The sequence below is a fragment of the Colwellia sp. 5_MG-2023 genome (genome assembly GCF_030547795.1).
Classification (GTDB): domain Bacteria; phylum Pseudomonadota; class Gammaproteobacteria; order Enterobacterales; family Alteromonadaceae; genus Colwellia.
Window position 1 is genome coordinate 1 of sequence record NZ_JAUOPW010000036.1, and the last position, 19,666, is coordinate 19,666.

General features: G+C 35.8%; 16 protein-coding genes. 4 read left to right on the forward strand and 12 right to left on the reverse strand.

What is annotated here, in order from left to right:
- Positions 1-708: 708 nt before the first annotated feature.
- Complete coding sequence (locus Q4496_RS16640; RefSeq protein WP_303610855.1) at positions 709-1,644, forward strand: hypothetical protein; 936 nt, start codon at positions 709-711, stop codon at positions 1,642-1,644.
- A 140-nt stretch (positions 1,645-1,784) separates the two neighbouring features.
- On the opposite strand, the gene Q4496_RS16645 is transcribed toward Q4496_RS16640, so the two are convergent.
- Together Q4496_RS16645 and Q4496_RS16650 are read right to left on the reverse strand one after the other, a co-directional pair.
- Entirely contained in the window at positions 1,785-3,020 is a 1,236-nt protein-coding gene (locus tag Q4496_RS16645; protein ID WP_303610856.1) for a DUF3754 domain-containing protein, read from the reverse strand.
- 100 nt (positions 3,021-3,120) lie between these two features.
- Positions 3,121-4,728: a M28 family metallopeptidase gene (locus Q4496_RS16650; protein ID WP_303610857.1), complete on the reverse strand. Its 1,608-nt coding sequence runs from the start codon at positions 4,726-4,728 to the stop codon at positions 3,121-3,123.
- Between the two features lie 150 nt (positions 4,729-4,878).
- Between Q4496_RS16650 and Q4496_RS16655 the strand changes: the two genes are divergently transcribed.
- Both Q4496_RS16655 and Q4496_RS16660 read left to right on the forward strand, forming a co-directional pair.
- Positions 4,879-5,610 carry a hypothetical protein gene (locus Q4496_RS16655; RefSeq protein ID WP_215973570.1) on the forward strand — a complete coding sequence of 244 codons (732 nt, stop codon included), beginning with the start codon at positions 4,879-4,881 and terminating at the stop codon, positions 5,608-5,610.
- Between the two features lie 416 nt (positions 5,611-6,026).
- Positions 6,027-6,638 carry a cupin domain-containing protein gene (locus tag Q4496_RS16660; protein WP_303603081.1) on the forward strand — a complete coding sequence of 204 codons (612 nt, stop codon included), beginning with the start codon at positions 6,027-6,029 and terminating at the stop codon, positions 6,636-6,638.
- Positions 6,639-6,683: 45 nt separating this feature from the next.
- Here the strand turns inward: Q4496_RS16660 and Q4496_RS16665 are convergent, their stop codons facing one another.
- From Q4496_RS16665 to speA, 4 genes are all read right to left on the reverse strand, one after another.
- A complete protein-coding gene (locus Q4496_RS16665; protein ID WP_252727537.1) occupies positions 6,684-7,358 on the reverse strand; it encodes a PEP-CTERM sorting domain-containing protein in 675 nt (224 codons plus the stop codon).
- Between the two features lie 185 nt (positions 7,359-7,543).
- On the reverse strand, positions 7,544-8,020 hold the full coding sequence (locus tag Q4496_RS16670; RefSeq protein ID WP_215973572.1) for an LEA type 2 family protein: 477 nt from the start codon (positions 8,018-8,020) through the stop codon (positions 7,544-7,546).
- A 468-nt stretch (positions 8,021-8,488) separates the two neighbouring features.
- Positions 8,489-9,415: an agmatinase gene (speB, locus tag Q4496_RS16675; RefSeq protein ID WP_303610858.1), complete on the reverse strand. Its 927-nt coding sequence runs from the start codon at positions 9,413-9,415 to the stop codon at positions 8,489-8,491.
- A 39-nt stretch (positions 9,416-9,454) separates the two neighbouring features.
- Positions 9,455-11,365: a biosynthetic arginine decarboxylase gene (speA, locus tag Q4496_RS16680; protein ID WP_215973574.1), complete on the reverse strand. Its 1,911-nt coding sequence runs from the start codon at positions 11,363-11,365 to the stop codon at positions 9,455-9,457.
- A gap of 488 nt (positions 11,366-11,853) precedes the next feature.
- On the opposite strand from speA, the gene Q4496_RS16685 reads away from it, so the two are divergent.
- Positions 11,854-12,540 carry a PEP-CTERM sorting domain-containing protein gene (locus tag Q4496_RS16685; RefSeq protein ID WP_303495261.1) on the forward strand — a complete coding sequence of 229 codons (687 nt, stop codon included), beginning with the start codon at positions 11,854-11,856 and terminating at the stop codon, positions 12,538-12,540.
- Between the two features lie 272 nt (positions 12,541-12,812).
- On the opposite strand, the gene Q4496_RS16690 is transcribed toward Q4496_RS16685, so the two are convergent.
- The 6 genes from Q4496_RS16690 to Q4496_RS16715 all read right to left on the reverse strand — a co-directional run bounded on the left by Q4496_RS16690 (position 12,813) and on the right by Q4496_RS16715 (position 19,553).
- Positions 12,813-13,913 (reverse strand): polysaccharide lyase family 7 protein, encoded by a 1,101-nt coding sequence (locus Q4496_RS16690; RefSeq protein ID WP_303610859.1) that lies wholly within the window; start codon positions 13,911-13,913, stop codon positions 12,813-12,815.
- 91 nt (positions 13,914-14,004) lie between these two features.
- Positions 14,005-14,508 carry a gluconokinase gene (locus Q4496_RS16695; protein WP_303610860.1) on the reverse strand — a complete coding sequence of 168 codons (504 nt, stop codon included), beginning with the start codon at positions 14,506-14,508 and terminating at the stop codon, positions 14,005-14,007.
- Between the two features lie 11 nt (positions 14,509-14,519).
- Positions 14,520-15,761, reverse strand: coding sequence for an Nramp family divalent metal transporter (locus Q4496_RS16700; protein WP_303610861.1), 1,242 nt, complete (start codon positions 15,759-15,761; stop codon positions 14,520-14,522).
- 172 nt (positions 15,762-15,933) lie between these two features.
- A complete protein-coding gene (locus tag Q4496_RS16705) occupies positions 15,934-16,368 on the reverse strand; it encodes an RbsD/FucU family protein (RefSeq protein WP_303610862.1) in 435 nt (144 codons plus the stop codon).
- Between the two features lie 77 nt (positions 16,369-16,445).
- The gene (locus tag Q4496_RS16710; RefSeq protein WP_303610863.1) at positions 16,446-17,210 is read right to left on the reverse strand and encodes an SDR family NAD(P)-dependent oxidoreductase; all 765 of its coding nucleotides are present in this window, start codon (positions 17,208-17,210) and stop codon (positions 16,446-16,448) included.
- A gap of 102 nt (positions 17,211-17,312) precedes the next feature.
- Positions 17,313-19,553, reverse strand: coding sequence for a polysaccharide lyase 6 family protein (locus tag Q4496_RS16715; RefSeq protein WP_303610864.1), 2,241 nt, complete (start codon positions 19,551-19,553; stop codon positions 17,313-17,315).
- Positions 19,554-19,666: the final 113 nt, after the last annotated feature.

Consider the following 19,666-nt stretch of genomic DNA (forward strand, 5'->3'; position numbering starts at 1 on the left):
AAGGACATCAAATGATGTCCTCTAAGTAAAGCAAATGAAACAATATGTTTATAAAATCGGGGAGATTCAAAAACTGAGGCCAGTATATTTTCCCCGGTTATTTTCAGCAAACGAAATGATTTCACTCGATAGTTGAATTATTTTAACCCATTAAGGTGGAATTAATATTTTAATGACGATTGAATACTTATGGTTAACAAATTGAGAAGCCAACATTAGGCTTAGTAAATTAGCGAAAATATTTGGTTAACAGTACCTAATGAGTCATATTTAATTCGTAACTTTTGGTTGGTAATTTTTAAGATAAATAGGATGTAGTTGAGATGAGGTTATTGTTAGATAAAAAAAAGGACATCAAATGATGTCCTCTAAGTAACGCAAATGAAACAATTTTGTTTATAAAATCGGGGAGATTCAAAAACTAAAGCGAGTATATTTTTATCTACTGGTTTCATCAAACGAAATAATTTCATTCGATAGTTCAATTACTTTCATTTGTTTGAAATTTATCCATATCATTTATGTTATAAAATCCTCCTTTATCAGCTGTAGCGCATGAAACCGTTAAATTGAATTCAATGTAAATTGCAGACATTTATTGTCACTAATCACTTGTTTTATTAAATTTTTAAATTTGTGAATGTTTTGTGATAATTTAAGGCGAAAAACACGCTACCCTAATACAAATTAATTTTGTGAGTACTTTTAATGAATCACCACTACTGGGTTATTGTGAGCTTTGCCATTTTGTCTGTATTAAAATCTGATGCTGTGTCGGCTTTTGACTTTGACTTGAAATCAATACGAACAACTATTTCAAATCCAAGTACCAGCCATACGTTAATATATGATGATTTGGCTAGGAGCAATCAAAAAGCACTGTTTATGTTAGAGCCTGTAAACAATCAGCGAGTGGGGGTGTTTTTTGATATTAACGACATTGAAATTGGTTATTCAGCTGATATTTTTAATGATGACGTTGAAACAAAAACACAAGATGTGCTGCTTTCATATAGAAAATTTAAAAACTCTAAAATCACTTTTAACTATCAAACGCTTGAAGGGTTGAAAAGCACGGCTAAAAATTTAAGCGGTAATCAAACAGAACAAATTTTCTCGAAAAATACACGGTCAACTAAGTTTGAGCTGTCTGGGCAACACAATTTTTATACTTTTAATAATAAAGAATCTTTGTTTGAGCATTTTTTTCTTAACAGACCAAAGCTAAGTAATGAGTTTGATGTTGCGCTAAGTATTGTTGGTGCCTGGTCTTTTAAGCATGTATCTCTAGAAGATAACGATAATATAGTGTTTCAAGCTGATTTTTTAAATTCATCTGCACCAAAAGCCACTAAATTAACGTCTAATTCGTATGGAGTTAGTGTTGGTTCACTCTTATCATTTTCTTTACCGCATAATGTTCATGTATTTGCTGAGTACAAAGTAGGTAAAGGGAATATTCGAAATATAGATCCAGAGCTCGGTTTAAAAGATTCGGGTGACGAAAGAGTCACAGCATATGGCGGTGGTATTTCTTGGACCGCAAGTAATAAAGCGTTAATGGTAGTACTACGAGCTTGGGAACAAACAGGTAGACATATAGACACCTCTTTTGGTGATTTGTCAGTGATTAAGTTTTTTTAACCTTTATCACTGAGGCTATCGCATTTCTGTTTTTGATATTTACACATTAACATCATTGTTTTATCTAACGGTTCAGCCCCTTTAAGTAACGCTTTGTAGTTTACGATGAGTTGTTTAATAACAGTTGCATAGCGCTAAGGTTAACGGTAGTTGAATAGGGAATCCCAACGTTGATCTAAGTGCTTTTTTGCTTGCTCTAAAGGCAGTGCTTGATATTTATCACCCTCAATAGTAATTAACTGCATACGCTCTAGCTTTGCTAGGGCATCAGATATTTCAAAGTCTAGCTGGCAGTTGTATTTATCTTTAAACCAGGTTTCAATTAAGTCATCTAGCTCTGATGACGTTAGTCCTTGCGTATTTATGAGTAAGAAGGTGTAAGCGATTAATGCTTCTTTAAAATCTTCATCTTCAGCTGCATCAATTAAGGTATGAAAAACGCCAGCATTATTATCTAAGTTTTTATAATAAAGATTATCTGATAAGGCTTTCATAAATTTAATTTTTCTATTTTTAAATTTACTCCATTCTTTAAACACAAAGCCAAAAAAAACCGCCATACCTAGGCCAAATGAAATAATATGTTGCTGCGTCATCACGACAGATTCAGCACGCCAACCTAACCAAAATGACAGTAAAGCAGCGAGTAAAATAATAGAAGCACCAAGTTTGGTTACTAATACCACTGCGCCGCCCACTAAAGCTGAAGCGCCAATAATAACTTTATCTATCCGGCGCATCCTTACTTCACTATTAGGGAATAGCATTTCTAAATCAGCTTTTGGCACATTTTGAAAAAGTTTTATTATGGTTGAACTGGGTTCAAACCCTATTGGCTGTTTGCTTTTTTTATCAAAGTAGGCTTTATTTTTAAACGTAATGTAAACCGCGACACGATCGTAATTGGTAAAGTTAATTGTTTGTTTGCGAAGTCCACCAAAGGAAGTAATAGTTTCGCTCTTTTGTGACTCGCCTCGGCGATAAAATACCACTTGTTCAAAGTCATCAAATTCTACTTCTAATCTAACTTTAAACAATGATTCTTCAGTGAGTGCTTCTTGTAAGTCTTGGTCAGTGACCTTTTCAAAGTTAGCTGCATTTAGAATTTCAGCAAAGTTTTCAGCAAAAACTTTTTGGCAATGTTCACGTTGCTCTAAACTAAGATTTTTTAATTGCTGAGTATTGGTATTTGGATCAAAAGGGGCGTAATTATTTTTTAATGACTCAAGTAATTCGTGATAATCAAAGTGTGTAACACTTGATAGAAGCTGGCAAAACTGCTCAAAGGAAAGCTTAGACTTTTCATCAGTTAATGCTTGAGAGCACATTTCAATAATATCTTGTTTTCTAAAAGGGATGAATCGTTCGTTAGCCATAATATAAAGTTGTTTTAAGTGAATGATTAGAGATTAAGGTGATAGTAAAATATAAGAATAATGGAATAAAAAAGGGCGTCTAAACACCCTTTAATAAAAATTACTGTTTATCTTGAAGGCGACGTTTTTTAAAGTCAGAGTTTTCTTTCCATTTAGGCCAGTCATTATTTGTGGCCAACTCGCTAACGATATCAACAATTAATGAAATATCTTGTTCAACACCACCTAAAGACCAATCGCTAGAGTAGTCATCTTCTTCTTTGTGATATTTATGTGCAATATAATCAGGATCAGTATCACCAAGGCTCATAAATAACAAACTTGGTACGCCTTGTTTAGCAAATGAGAAGTGGTCTGAGCGGAAGAACAAACCATTTTGAGGTCTAGGATCAAGTTTTACTTGGCGTTGTTGTTTCGCGGCAGCTTCTGCTAAGTAATCTTCCATCTCTGACATGTTTTTACCATATTGTAATATATAGTCGACACCATCTAAGGCGTTCATACCGTCAATATTCAATAGGCCAACCATCTGTTTTGTAGGGATGATATCACCTCTGGCAAATAACTCTGAGCCGATTAAACCGGTTTCTTCAGCGGTAAAATTAACAAACAAAATAGAGCGTTCAAATGGTTTTATTTTGTGTTGCTCTTTAAGTATTCGGGCAATCTCTATTGTGCCTGCTGTGCCAGTAGCATTATCAATTGCGCCATTATAAATTTTAGGGCCAGTGGGTGTTTGCTTAGTGCCAAAATGATCCCAATGCGCACTGACAATAATATATTCATCTGCACGAGTTGTGCCTTCAAGTAACGCAACAACGTTATTTGATTCTGCATGCTCTATGGTGCTATTTAGCTCTAGATTAGCGGTTAAATTTAATGGAATCGCTTTAAAGTCTATCATTAACGCTTGTTCTTTCAATGCTTGATAATTTAGACCTGCTGCAGACATCAGTTTTTCGGTTGCATCGTAATGTAACCAACCCATAATAGGTAGTTTGCTACTATTATTAAATTCATCAATTAAGGTATATTTACTACCTGTATTTGAACTTTCTACTACGCTCCAAGGATAGGCTGCAGGTGCAGTTTCATGGATAATAAGAACCGCTTTTGCGCCTTGTCTTGCCGCTTCTTCATATTTATAAGTCCAGCGCCCATAATAGGTCATGGCATTGCCGGTAAATAAAGAATCGTTTTGAGTGGCAAAGCCGGGATCATTAACTAATATAACGACTGTTTTACCGGTAACGTCAATGTCTTGATAATCATTCCATTGGTATTCTGGTGCATTAATGCCATAACCAACAAAAACGATCTCAGATTCAACTAAGGCTATTTTTTCACTGATTTGTTCTGTACGTGCAGTAAAATCTTTACCTGCCGTAAATTCCAAGTTGCCTATTTTCAGCACCATAGCTGGATCTGGCGTTAGTTTTGCCATAGGCACAGGCTGGAAGAATTCACCGTTGACACCACCAGCTAAACCAAGTTTTTTATATTCTTCGGCCAAATAATTAATAGTAAGTTCTTCACCAATAGTTAAAGGACCACGACCAGCGAATTCGTCAGATGCAAGCGTCTTAACATGTTTATGAATATTATTAAGATTTACCGTGTCACTATGAGAGGAGAATATGTTGGTTGTACATGCTGAGATAAAAAGCGATAACCCTATAAAGCTTAAGCCTATGTATTTGTTAGTCATTATTAAAATTCATGTTATGGAAAGTTATTAATACTATAAAGCACTTATAGGCACTAGAAAACTAAATTTTTCGTATATAGCAAGCTTTATACATATAGGCATAAAGCTTGCTTTTGCTTTACTAACGTCAATTTTTTGTTGAAGCATACAATGATTAATAATATTAATACTTATAGTAACTTATTTAATGCTAGCTCTTCTGCATCTACAACTACTTCTGAAATAGATGAAATTATCGCTGCTAATAAGCAAGAAACAATAACAACAGAGCAAGCAGGGGAGAGTAATTCAAACTTATTTTTAAGTAGTAGAGCACAAAAAGTTGATTCATTAAGTCGAGAGTTTTTTAATCAAGGTGGACTAAATTTTGATGATATAGATTTATTTAAAGAAAGAGCTTATGAGTTAGGACTGATTTCTAAGCAAGATTACTCTCGTTTAGCAGGAACTGCTTCTGCAGCATCAGATGCAAGTGAAGCAGCAGATAATGCATTACCGAACCAAAGCTTGGTCAGTTATATTAGTGATTTTTTAGTGCGTTTAGATGAACCAGACTCAACTGAAACCGATATCTCAGATGAAGAAAGTAGTGATGAAGATAGCGACGCACTTACCGAATTAAAACAAGCGTTATCAACGGCTAAAACGATTTTAGATGATGTGGAATTGGCCAAAACAGATCCTGATTTTAAAGAGTCTTTAACAAGTACGCTTGCTTTACTTAAAGAGACAATTGACTCAGATTCATTTGATAAAATACCACTTGACGATAGAGCAGGCTTGGCTGAAGTATATAAAGCGGTTGATATTATAGACAAAATATCACCACAAAGATTGAATAATGATAAGCTCAATCAATATATAAAAATTGGTTTAGTGTAGATATCAGTTAGGTTTAATAAAGTGAAAGTTGTTTAAGTGTGGCGAAAATTAAGCTAAATAACAGCTATCTGCTATTGGTTTTGCTATTAACTTTGCTATTAACATAATACGACTAATTTAATCGTTATTTATTACTTCCTTATTTTCGCTCTGTGAGTAATCCTCTATTAGTGGCTTCCCTTATTATTAGTTATGTGAAGTGAGTAACTATTGGTGCAGAATAGTGACTAGCGTCTGATTGTGCTTAATTTGAGTGCGATACGTTGCTATATATTAACGTATTTATTGGGCTCGCGCGGTGATATACGAGTGGAACAATTCTTGCTGTATCAAACTATGAGCTGCAGAGATAAGGATTTCTCTAACAAGGCAGCTCATATTATTCATTAAATGTTACTAGGCTAATGGGATTCTTTATGTATAAATCACTCCTTTATTTATTACTACTTTCTACCTCTATTATTAGTACTCAAGCTTGGTCTGATGATAAGCCCAGTAATTTGACTGTTGATCAAGTAATTGCGTATTTAGGCCTTGAAGGCCACGTTGAAGGTGGTTTTTACCGTCGTACCTATGAAGCTAGTAACACAGCGAAAGTAGCCACGGAAAGTGGAGAACGATTTTCGATGACGTCAATTTTTTACTTACTAAGTGCTGAATCACCGATAGGGCATTTTCACCTTAATAAGTCAGATATTGTGCATTATTTTCAATTAGGTGATCCAATAAAATACTATCTTATTGACCCTGAAGGAAAGCTTAAAACTGTTGTTATGGGGACAAATTTGGCAGCTGGTGAGTTACTACAACTAACAGTGCCTGGTGGTACGTGGAAAGCATCGAAAATAATTGAAGGTGGTAAACAGGGATATTCATTAATTAGTGAAGCGGTATCACCTGGATTTGATTTTGCAGATATGACCCTAGGTTATCAGGCGTTACTTTTAAAAATGTTTCCACAACATAAAGAGATCATTTTACAACTAAGTCCATCTGTTTCCCCTGAATCACCAGTATCCAAGAAATAACGATTGTTACTAGTGATTCAAGTTAACTTAATGTGGGAGCTTTAACTAAAGCGCCTTTTTATATCGACGTGATGCTAAACCAATCATACCTAATGCAAAAATAGCAAATGTAGATGGCTCTGGCACTGAAGTAGTTGAAACATTACCGTTAAAAGTGACTTCGTGTAACGCTATTTGACTACCATTGTTATAACCAAACCGAATAGCATTTCCGGTTACCGAGCCAAAATCTACACTTACGTTTTGAGTAGTCGCTTGATTATTCATTATGCTTAAGGTTAAGCCTAAATCACCAGTCGTACCACTAACTAAAGTTGTCCAGTTATTACCATCAAACACTTCAGCAAAAAATGGAGTTAATAAACTGTAATTTCTAGATATTAATAAATCTAAGCCACTGAAAGTAGTTGTTTCGACAAAATTATAAGTAAATGCATGGTAGCCGAATGTAGACCAATTATATATACCATTTACTTTACCTGTATTACCCGATGAAAATTCATAACCATCAGACAATAACGTGTCAATTTCGCTCAGGTCGGCTGTATTATCGACATAACCCTTTGAACCAGCTAAGTTCCAATTGGTGTTACCCCAAGTAAAAGATCCATCAATATTAGTTAGTTCATAGTCTGCAGAGTTAATAATTCCTGCGCTAGATAATGTACTTAATGCTAATAATCCACTTGTAAAAATAACTTTTAATAATGTAAATTTCATTTGATCGCCCTTACTCATATCGCTTAATTGTGTCTATGATACTCAAGGCGAAAAAGTTAAAATATGGCTAAACTGTCCTATATTCTTTTTTATTAAAATAATTCTACTGTAAATGACTAACATTATTAGGGGGTTGTCTTCAAGCCAAAAGCGTTAAACAGCCTAAAGTCAGTTGATAAGGTTAGCTAGGGTTGGTTGAGGGGAATTGTACCATCTTGAATAACAGTTAATGGCGGCATAAAAGGAATGTTGATATCTAGTTTTGTTTTTAATTGATAGTTAATGCCTTGGTTTTTATTTTTCATAAGGGCACTTATTACTTTGATGCCTTTTAATAAGCTAGTTGAAACCGGCACCATAAAGCGTGATTCACCGTAAGCTTCCGTGGTTGGAATATTTTTAGCTACACCATGGGCTAGGGTTTCGTCTGCTACGTTCAGTTGGTAACTAATACCATTTAGTGGCAATGCAAAATTATTAGGGTTAACTAACTTCAGGCCTATTTCAAAGTTCTGCTCGAAGCCGGTAACAGGCAGCGCTTTAAAAGAAACTATTTCAACACTTGGCTCCTCGTAGGTTAGGTTCATAGTGGCGCAGCCAGATAACAAAAATAAGGTCGCTATGAAAAACAGGTGTATTGGTAGCTTTGTCACTATAGTCATTGTTTGTCCTCAGGAATTAATTTTTTTCAACTTATCATAATACCAATCTCACTAGCTATGTGATCATTGCTACGTATAAAATTGTTCACTTAATTAATGAAACGGGTATAAGACAATAAATTATAACATAGGAGTGATTAGTACTCCTTTATTAGGTTATACCAATCTCACTAACTATGTGAGCATTTCTACTTGTTAAAATCACCAACTACATCGTTATTTATTTAATAATGATCACAACTCGTTATTGAAATAAATGCTTTGTATTTGGCAATTTCTTCCACGTATAAAATTGTTCACCTAATTAATGAAAAGGGTATTAGTAAGATTATTTATAAAAAATGAGTGTAATGAACCCTTGAAATTTAAACTGAAACTGAAATTTTTTAAGCCACGTTTAAAGCTTATTCGATTTAAAGCGTGGCTTAATTGACTCAAGAGCTGAGTATTATTACTTGTTGTTAACGATTATTGTCGCTTGTGTTTGACCGTCCACAAATGTGCTAATTCTAAAGCGATTGTTGCTGCGGCTAACGCGGTAACTTCACTATTGTCGTAAGCTGGCGCTACTTCAACTACATCCATGCCGATAATATTAATACCTGATAAACCTCGTAAAACTTTTAATACTTTATCTGTACTCATGCCACCACATACAGGCGTACCTGTGCCAGGTGCAAAGGCAGGATCTAAGCAATCAATATCAAAGGTTAAATAAACCGGCATATTACCCACTCTGTCTTTAATTAATGTTGTTATTTCATCAACACTTATATCATTTGCTTGCATAGCATTTATGACAGAAAAACCGTGGTCTTTTGATCTGTAATTCGTGCGAATACCTACTTGAATAGATTTATTTCTATCAATTAAGTTTTCTTTAGGCGCATGATAAAACATAGTGCCATGATCATAACAACTACCATTGTTGTATGTATCAGTATGAGCATCAAAATGTATCAGTGCCATAGTGCCAAACTTTTTTGCATAGGCACGAAGTATTGGCAAGGTGACAAAATGATCGCCGCCTAGCGACAACACGGTTTTATCCGAAGCAAGCAACTGGCCAACAGCCGTTTCTACTTGCTGACAAAAGTGTGCCGAATCGCCAGGAGAAAAAACCAAATCGCCAGCATCAACAATCTTACAATGCTTTAATAAGCTAAAAGGCCACGGAAATCGTTTTCCTTCCCAAGCTAAATTTACCGATGCTTGCCTAATAGCGCTAGGCCCCATGCGGGCGCCTGAACGTCCCGTTGTTGCCATGTCAAACGGTAAGCCTAAAATTACAATATCGGCAGCTGATTTTACCGGGTCTTTAACTAAAGGCTGGCGCAAAAAGGTCATCGCATTTGAGTAAATAGACCCATCGACCTGATTAAAAATATTTTTCATTATTTGTCTCTAAAAATATAGACGCTACAAGTGTAACCTTTAGAAATCTTCAAGGTAGGTATAGCCTTTTAAGCCATCAACTAACTCTTTAAATATTTCATCACCTTCACTTTTTGATAACCTAGCTTCGATAAGATCGGCATAAGTTTGTTGAAATAATTTTGCATCTAAATGCACATAATTCAGCATGTCTTCAACGGTATCACCTTCATTTATTTCGGTAATTTCGGCTTCACCATCGTCATTTACAACTACTACTGCGCTATGGGTATCACCAAATAAATTATGCATGTCACCTAAAATTTCTTGATATGCACCGACTAAGAAAAAGCCGAGTAAATATGGCTCATCTTCTGTCCATGCTGGTACAGGTAAGGTGTGTTCAATACCTTGTCCGTCAACATAGTGATCAATGGTGCCATCAGAATCACACGTAATGTCTAACAATACTGCACGTTTTTCATGGTACTTTTCTAAGTTATTTAATGGTAGAACCGGAAATACTTGATCAATTCCCCATGCGTCTGGTAATGATTGAAATAAAGAAAAGTTCACAAAAAATTTATCTGCTAGTTTTCCTGTTAAGTCATCCATTATTGGGCGATGGAAGCGGTTTTTAGCATCCATTAATTGATTTAATTCATAACACACGCGTAAATTAATTTGTTCAGCCCAAGCACGCTGAGTTAAATTCAACAGGCCCATTGAAAATTGGCTATGTACTTCTGCTAAATCACTTTGTGTGTCGTGATAAATTTCAATTAATGCGCGATCATCGTTACGATCGTTTAATTGTTCTAACGAATGCCACATATTATTTAGTAAAATAGATTCATCTGGTATCGGTGCTTGTATGTTTTCTGGTTCATATGATTCAGCACCAATAACATTAGAAATCAGTACTGCATGATGCGCGGTTAATGCTCTACCTGACTCTGAAATAATCATGGGCATTGGTTGATCATAGCTTTTACAAATGTCACCAATAGTGTGAACAATATTATTGGCATATTCAGCTAAACTATAGTTCATAGAGTTATGTGATTGGCTTCGTGTTCCATCATAATCAATAGCTAAACCACCGCCAACATCCATACATAACAAGCCTGCACCAATACGGCGAAGCTCACAATAAAAGCGTGCCGCTTCACTAACACCTAACCTAATGTCTCGAATGTTGGCAATTTGTGATCCTAAATGAAAATGCACTAGCTTTAATGCATCAAGCATATTTTCTTGTTTGAGAATTTTAACAACGTTGAGTACTTGTGACGCTGATAAACCAAACTTTGATTTTTCACCACCACTTGCTTGCCATTTTCCTTTGCCTTGTGATGCTAAACGCACACGTATTCCCAGGCGAGGTTCTACATTCAACTTTTTAGCTTCGGCTAAAATCATTTCAAGTTCAGACATTTTTTCTAGCACAATATGTACTTGATGTCCGAGTTTCTCGCCGATTAACGCTAAACGCACGTATTCTCTATCTTTGTAGCCATTACAAACAATAACCGAAGACACTTTTTGAGCCATTGCTAAAACAGCAAGCAATTCAGCTTTACTGCCAGCTTCAAGTCCCAATTGAGTGTATTCTTTATTATGTTGGCTCGCCAAAATTTCATCAACAACTTCTCGTTGCTGGTTGACTTTAATAGGGTAAACCAATAAATATTTTTGCTGATAATCATATTCATCTATTGCTTTATTAAACGCTTCACATAGGCTATGAATGCGATGATGAATTATTTGTGGAAATCGCACTAAGGCGGGTAGTGTTAATCCTTTATCTTCAATCATTTTAGCAATACTATTTAAGTCTACTGTGTGCTCTTGATTATCAACTTTAGGTGCAACATATACCTTGCCTGCATCATTGATTCCAAAATAGCCCTGACTCCAATGACGTACGTTGTAATGTGCGCGTGCGTTATCAAGATTATCTTTATTCATTCGTTTTCCTTTAGCCTTGCCATCTAATAATAGTAAGGGAATTAGTCATTGGTAATTGGGGCGAATTAGAATTTAACAGCCGTTTAATGTCAAACAAAAAAAATGATTATGAATAACCATTATTATTGATTAGTACGAGATAGCAGAACGTTGTTATTAATATTCTCTTTATGGTTTTCTAATATTTTTAATGAAACGTTTATCCATTTTATGATGTTTTTTTATTTTATAAGCATAAATATATTGGATTACAATCAAAATCATACTCTGATCGAGTTGTTCTTCTTAAATGCCTACTTCTAGAATAAAGTTAGCAGGCTGGTGATTTACTGGTTGGGCCAGTTATGTCGAGTTATTTTACAGTTTTATTTTTATACGTTTTTTCAAATTACTATCTACTTGAATTTTAGATGTATTACTGCAGCGGTATATTTATTGCATTGTTAATATATTGTTAGAAATATGAATATAATTTAAAAGGAATAAAAGTGAAATTTAAGATTTTAAATACAGTGGTTGCTGGATTGATAGTACTTGTTAGTGGAGCTGCTAATGCAGGTATAATTAATTGGAGTGAAGTGCAAAATACTACTGATTTTAATGATGTATTTAATTTAGGTACTACTGTTGAAGCGATTAATGCGACAACTACAAACTCTGGAAGTGTTACAGTAAATGGTGTTGAATTTGATAATTCTACATCTTTATTATCTAGACGTGGTTTTGTTGGCGCATTAGATGGTTCATCAACCGATGATTCAGGTTACGATGCTTTCCTCAATAGTTTTGATTTTGGAAATGGATCTGACTTAACTGCATTGACTATTGGTGGCGGTAACTTGATCGAAGGCGTAGCTTATTCTATTCAACTATGGCTAACTGATTTAAGACCTCAAAGTCGTGAAATGTATTTTGATGATAGTAATGGTAATAGCTCTACATTGAATGCTAAAGGTAATGGACTTGGCCAATATGTTATCGGAGAGTTTACTGCAACAGGTAACACTCAAGAACTTCGTTTAGATGCTCTGAATTCAAGTAATGCTCATATAACTGGTTACCAAATTAGATTATCTGCACCAGCAGCAACAACTGTTTCTGAACCTTCAACACTTGCTATTGTTGCATTAGGTTTGATGGGATTTGCTTCTCGTCGTTTTAAGAAAAAATCTTAATAATTTATTTAAATAATTAGATTTAAAAAACATCAATTGTAATGATTGGTGTTTTTTTATTTTTGATCATTGATAGTTAGAGTATTTTTAGTAAACAGCCCGAGCTCAGTATTTTATGTTTATTGATATTTCTCTATGCTTTTCGTTATGTGTAGAATAACAAAGCCTCAGCATTTCTGCTGAGGCTTTGTTTGTAGAACTATGCAAGTTAATTTTACTATGATGTTAGGATAAATAGCTATTAGAGAAACATATATTAAGCCGAGTTTAGCTTATTTAGTCTGAGGGGCTCTAGCATTACCAGCGGTTAAGCGACTAAATGTTACTTGAGTATAGTCGCCATTTGCTTTATCAGTAGCCCAATCACCTGTGCCTGGACATGCTGGATAACGAAAGCTAGGATCGTCTTTAGTGCTACATTGATTGTACGCACCTGCTTTAAAGAAGTTTGCGTCGCCCGTGTAACCATTTGGGTGGTCACGTTCATCAACGTTGCCGTAAGCATCTATATTATTAGTTAAATCAATGGCGTAGTTTACTTCTTTATGACGAGCTGTTGTAAAGGTTAAATACATGGTGTTTTCATATATATTTACTTCATAACTAAACTCTTCATTAAGTGCAATACCTTCATCGCCAGGATTCGAAGTATCAAGCCATGCTTTACCCCAAACAGGGTAAGCAATATCTGTTCTTTGAGGATTATCTTTTTCTAAGTTCAGTTCATAAGTCCAAAAAACAGAGCCATATTCATGATTTGGTAGCTTTTTATAATATATTTTTAAGGGTTCGTTACCGTAGCCATAACCTTCACCTTCTGCGATCCTTCTGGGATCTTGTGATGCATGAACTTGGCCTACAACGACTGAAAAGGCGGTCGGCTTATCAGCATATTTAGCTCTTTTTGAAACATGATTAACGTTAAGTGTTGCTTGTAAATTACCGCCAACTTGTGCAAATTCACTCGCCTGTTTATTTGCTTTTAGAGCGAAATTATTAGCAATGGCATACTTCTCACCTTGCTCACCGCCTAACATATGATGTAATTCACTACGAGTATTGGTTGAATTCACCGACGTAATTGCTTTATTTGGCGCGGCAAATACCAAGTTACCATCCTCATTTATATAAAAATAATCAGGGTGCTGGTAGGTTTGTAGCTCTTTTACTTTAATTAGATCAACGACACCGTCGTTATCAACATCGGTAGGTGTGTTTATTTGCCAGTGAGTTAAATCGAATTTTTCAGCAGGTAATATAAGGCGTTGCTCATGGGAGTCGCTAGCAGTTCCACAGCCGGTTAATAATGTACTAAACCCTAATGTACTAAGTGTTATTAAACTATAAGGAGATAATTTTTTTATTAAGTTCATAATCTATACTCTATTTATTTATCGTTAATTTTTATCGTTATAGAAAGTAATCTAAAACATTTTTAAATAAGTGTTCTGTACTGTAATCAAACTACTGATTAACCGGTTTATTCACATGTAAGCGTTTCGATATGGTGTTAATTATTTCATCAGGGGAGGACTGTATATCAATTGTCCAACCATAATCTGGTAATTCAAGCGTTGCTAATTGTGAGTCTAACAAGGCCGAATTAAAGAAGTGTCCTGTTCGTGAATTTAAGCGCTCTATAAGTAGTTCGCGTGAACCATGCAAAATAACCCAATATATTTCTTCTGTGTATTTTGATGATAAGATCTTTCGATAAGACTCTTTTAATGCAGAACAAGCTAGCACAGCACCACGATTAGCCCCCCATAATGCTAACTCAGTGGCAAGTAATTCAAGCCAGGGTTGTCTATCGTTATCATTTAAAGCAATACCTTCTTTCATTTTTTCTAGGTTAGAGTGCGGGTGGAAGTCATCTCCGTCAAAAAAAGGCAGCTTCAATTTATCTGCCAATAGTTTGCCTATTGTCGATTTACCAGTGCCTGAAACACCACAAACAATAAATATCATTCTAATGCTCCTTATTGACCCAGTAATGCAAGAATGCCGTTATAGGAAATAACTACTGAGAATAAAAGTGCAAAACCCAATACTAGATTAAGTAAATAACCCGCGGCATGCTTACCCATTAACTCTTTTTTGTTGATCATCAATATGATCCCAAGGATCACTAAAGGAAGTATAAATACATTAAATACTTGCGTTAATAATTGTCCTTTAACAGGATTAAAACCGAAGACAGGAATCGTCAGGGCGAAAATAGCGGCGATACCTGTAATTATTCTAAATTGTTTCGATTGAGTGTCGAGCTTGCCAGAGCGATAATCTTCTATTAATAGTGGTGCGATTAACATACAAGGAAATACCGAAGATAAACCGGCAGCAAGTGTGCCGAAGAAGAATACGCTAAGCGCTGCTTTGCCTGCTATTGGCTCTAAAGCACCAACCATATCAACAACAGCGGTTACTTTTTTACCGTCGTGAAATAAAGCGCCTGCGGCAACAGCCATCACGGCTGCACTAATAATAAATACTAAGACAGCTGCTACAATGGCGTCTTTCTTTTGTTGTTTTCTGTCTTCAATAGTCCAGCCTTTTCCTTGAATGAATAAAGGTCTTGAAAGAAATGTAGCTGCGGCCATGGTTGTGCCTACGAAAGCTGCAACCATCATTTTTCCGCCCTCTACGTCTGGTATAGCAGGTATAAGGCCTCTTGCTACTTCTGCTGGTAAAGGATGAACTACAAACAGTGATAAAACGAAAGATATGCCCATACAAGACACAAAAATAACCAGAATCTTTTCAAACAGTGAGTATTTCCCAATAAGCAATATCGCATACATGATGCTGATTACAGTTACTGCAATAGCTAACACAACGCTATACTTGTGAGGGATTACATCAGGAAAGTACATGGCAATCATTTCAAAAAGAATATTAGCGGAAATCCCTAATATACCAACCAATGAATTCCATTGGCCAAAGGACACTCCTATAATGATAAGTATCGCCATAGGCTTGCCATATTTAAGGTGTTTTTTAAAACTGTAAAGTGCTGTTTCACCTGTTACTAAAGCGAAATTACCATAAGCATAGATAAGTACGCCTGAAAAAAGACAACTGAGTAGCAAAACCCATAATAATTGCATTCCAAAAGTACTGCCTGCAACTATCATCGCGGTAACGCTACCAGTACCTATGGTATATCCAATTGCTAAAAACGCAGGTCCAAAACTTAAAATATTTCTTATTAATGCTGACAACTTTTTCTCCCCAGAAATTTAAACTAATTATTATTCGTGTGTAGCTGCTGTATACAGCTAGCTTGTTATTGAGCTCATTATAGTTATTGATTAAATATTTTTTATATACTAGTACCCGTCATATCATTTGCGGGTTTATCTCTATTTATATAAATTTATTTTCATGCTTTATTTAAAATCCACTTTCTTCTGCCATTTTTACTACACCCACAGTAAGAATAATATTAGCGAATCGACGTTGTTCACCGGTTTGAATAATTAGTGTTGTAGTTGGTTCACGTATTTGGTCGTAAAAAGTCCAACGCTCCATTGTATTCCAAGTTATGTCTCCTAATAATTTCTGATAACTCTTATGGATTTCTGCATCTGCTTCTTCAGGTTTCTCCATAACAATAGCCCCCTGAATAGGGCAAACTTCTAATATACCTTCAAGCACGGTTAGTGCATCTAAAAGCCCTGGGCGAAAATTAAGGTGGACGGTTGTTGAGTTAGCTCCTGTCATAGCACCTACTGGTAAGTTACCATCAGCAATGACAACTTGTGCAAAATGACCTGATCGCGCTAGCGCTTCCAAAATTGTAGGGTGTATTACCGCTGTTTTTAGCATTGTTTTATCTTTAGTAAAGTAGCAAAAATAATAAGGCTAGATCTAAATGATCTAGTCTCAAGAGCGTTGTACAACTATTACATGTTGTAGACGCCACCATTAATATCTAGTGTAGCTCCGGTAATAAAACCATCATACTCTGATGCTAAATACAGTACTGCCCGCGCAACATCATCAGCATTACCAGCTCGTTTAATTGGAATACCTGTAATGGTTTCCTCAGCTGATGCTTTTGTTGTATGTGTATTATGGAACGAAGTGCCAAGGATGAGCCCTGGAGCTACAGCATTTACACGTGTACCTTGAGGCCCAAGTTCAGCAGAAAGTGCACGCGTTAAAGTAAGGATTGCGCCTTTGCTAGTAGAATAGGCCAAAGATCCTGGATGACCACCTTTACGCCCAGCAAGTGAAGCTAAATTTACAATACTGCTGTTTTCATGCTTAGCAAGGTAAGGCGATGCAGCTCGCGTAACGAACATCATTGAAGTAAGGTTAATATCCATTACTTTGTGCCAAAACTCTGCGTCCATATCACTTAATAACCGTCTTGCCACAAGAGAGCCTGCATTATTAATAAGTATGCTTAAACCACCTAGGGCTGCTACCGTTTTTTCAACCATTGAATTTGCATCGGCTTCTGTGGTTAAGTCGCCACTTATCGCAATAGCTTTTTGTCCTTTGCTGATTGCATATTCAACTAATTTGTTAGCAGTATCAGCACTAGTAAAATAGTGGATAGCAACGTTTGCTCCGCAATCAATAAAATGTTTTGTGATCGCTTCGCCAATGCCTTGCGCGCCTGCGGTTATAAGAACATTTTGTTCTGTTAATTTCTTGTTCATGTAATTCCTAAATAGTAAGGTCGTTAATTTTAATCATACTTATCATGTTGCCTTTACTTTCATATAGATAAAGACAACATGAATAAATTTAATATTCATCAACTATTTGTAAGTAACGTTTTCCGCTTTATAGCCACTATTGTTAGTTTGTATTTTTCCACTATTTTTCAAAACCACATCTTTGATTACTGTAACTGGCTCGCCGTTGGTTAAGAACAGTTCAAGTGGTGCACTGTTATTCCACGTTGTATTTGAAATATTTAATTTTTGTACACCATGAAAATACATTGAAGCGCCAGATCTATGGGTTGGGCCTTTACCAACATTCGTTAGGGTGTTGTCTTTAACCGTCACCATTGGTCCAAAGGTGCTTTCATCAGTGCCGCCGCGATAAACTGTAGCAACCTCTTCTTTAATATCTTTGAAGGTGTTACCTGAAATAGTTAAATTTTCAACGCTATATACGCCTAAATCATCTACTTCTCGGTTCATTTGAAGAATAGCGCCGGTAATATTGCTAAACTCAGAATCTAAAATGTCAATGCGATCTGCAAAAGTGCCCGCATTCGCTTTAAAGAAGTAGAAGTAACCATTCACATCAAGATCTGTCACCTTGATATTACGTACTAGTAAGTTGTAATTAATATTCATTGAAGTACTACTTGTGCTAATAATGCTATTACCTTTGTAATCTGGCGATTCAGCACCATCAAACCAAAGGTTCTCAACAGCTAACGCGCCACCATTTTCAATATTAATAAAATTAGGCTTTTGTGAACGAATAATAGGTTTTTTACCTTTAGCCGCCATAAGTGTGATTGGATGACGCACTTCAACAAATTTTGTTAATAAGTATTCACCACCGTTTTCTAGTAATAAAACATCACCAGCTTTACTTGCTTCAAGTGCTGCTAAAATAGTATTCGTTCCAGATTTCACCTTGATTGTATCGCCGCTATTAAATGCAACTGATGTTTCATTTTTAGGATAGTAGTTAGTACCTACTTCGTCTTTAGTTACAGGTAACTTAACTTCACCGAAATTAATTTTATCCAATAACGCTTTAGAAGGAGATTTAAGGCCATATTTATTAACGGTAACTTTGTAAGGCGTACTAGCAAAACCACTTTTAATTGGTGTACTTGCTTCTTCGTTTAAATAATTACCTTCAAAGTTAATGCCTGACATATCGTCATATAAGGTAAATGGTGAAAGGTTCGACTTACCTAAAATGATATTGCCTTTAAACTCAGATGTTGAAGGTGGTGCTGAACGCTCTTCATCTGCACCTGCGCCAAGCTCAATATAATCGCTATCGATAACGATATTGTTATTCATTGATGAGTCGATAACCGGGTCGTAACGGTTTGGTGAAGAGTTTGGCACACCATTCATAATAACTAAGGCACCGCGTAATCTTTTACCGGTTAAGCCATACATGTAGTTATTACTTACCGATTGGCTTTCATTGATAATTCTAATACCACCAGTGTTAGGTTTATGATTTCCTAGAAAATAATTTCCTTCTACTTTTGTGAAGTGGCCATGGCGCATAGTAAGCGTGCCTTGGGTTTCAAAGAATACGTTGTTGATTAGCGAGTTGCCGCTTGATTTGTTCGATATGATTTCGTGTTCACCGTTAGTACGGTCAAAGTAATTGTAGCGTGCTGTGGTATTTGAATACTCGCGAGAAAAGTGGCTAGTGCCAATACGTAAGGTTTCACCACCATTTGCGCCAAGTATTTGTCTTGGCCCAAAGTAGTTGTATTCAATAATATGATTATTTTTATGGCTGGCTTCAGTATTCATTCTGACAGCTAAAGTAACTCCTCGATTCCTTTTATTAATTAGGGTGTTATGATCAAAACGGTTGTTTTTACCATACATAGCGACCCAAAGATCAGACATGGGACGATCAGTCGTACTAAAGTTATCGATGACGGTATTCGTTACTCTTGAGTTATTCGCTAACTCATCATTAGCGGTTCTAAAAGAAAGTACCTCACCTGTAGGTGTGTAGCCATCTTTAAAAACTAAGCCTGAAATTGTAATGTACTCGCCTGAAAATGCTAGATTAGAGCGACCCGTTATAATTACTTTACCTGGTGTTTGCGCTTTTAATTCAACTTGTTTGTTTGGTAAACCTTTCGCTTTAAAAATTAATTCTACGTCAGACCAAGTACCGTTTGCGAGAATAACTTCACCGCCAGGTTTAACGTTAGCAACAGCTTTATCAAACTCTTTTATGTTCTTTACCAGTTCAGCGTTACTTATTTGCGAATAAGACAATAGCGCAAAAAATAATATAAATGGATAAAAATGTATTGGAGAGCTTTTTAACATATTTATTCTCTTAACTTTAATTGTTTCTGAAAAAATATTGCACCACCGGTTAATTGAAACAGGAGGCGGCATTATTAATATTTGAATGACGTTAACAAGGCCCTATTTACGAT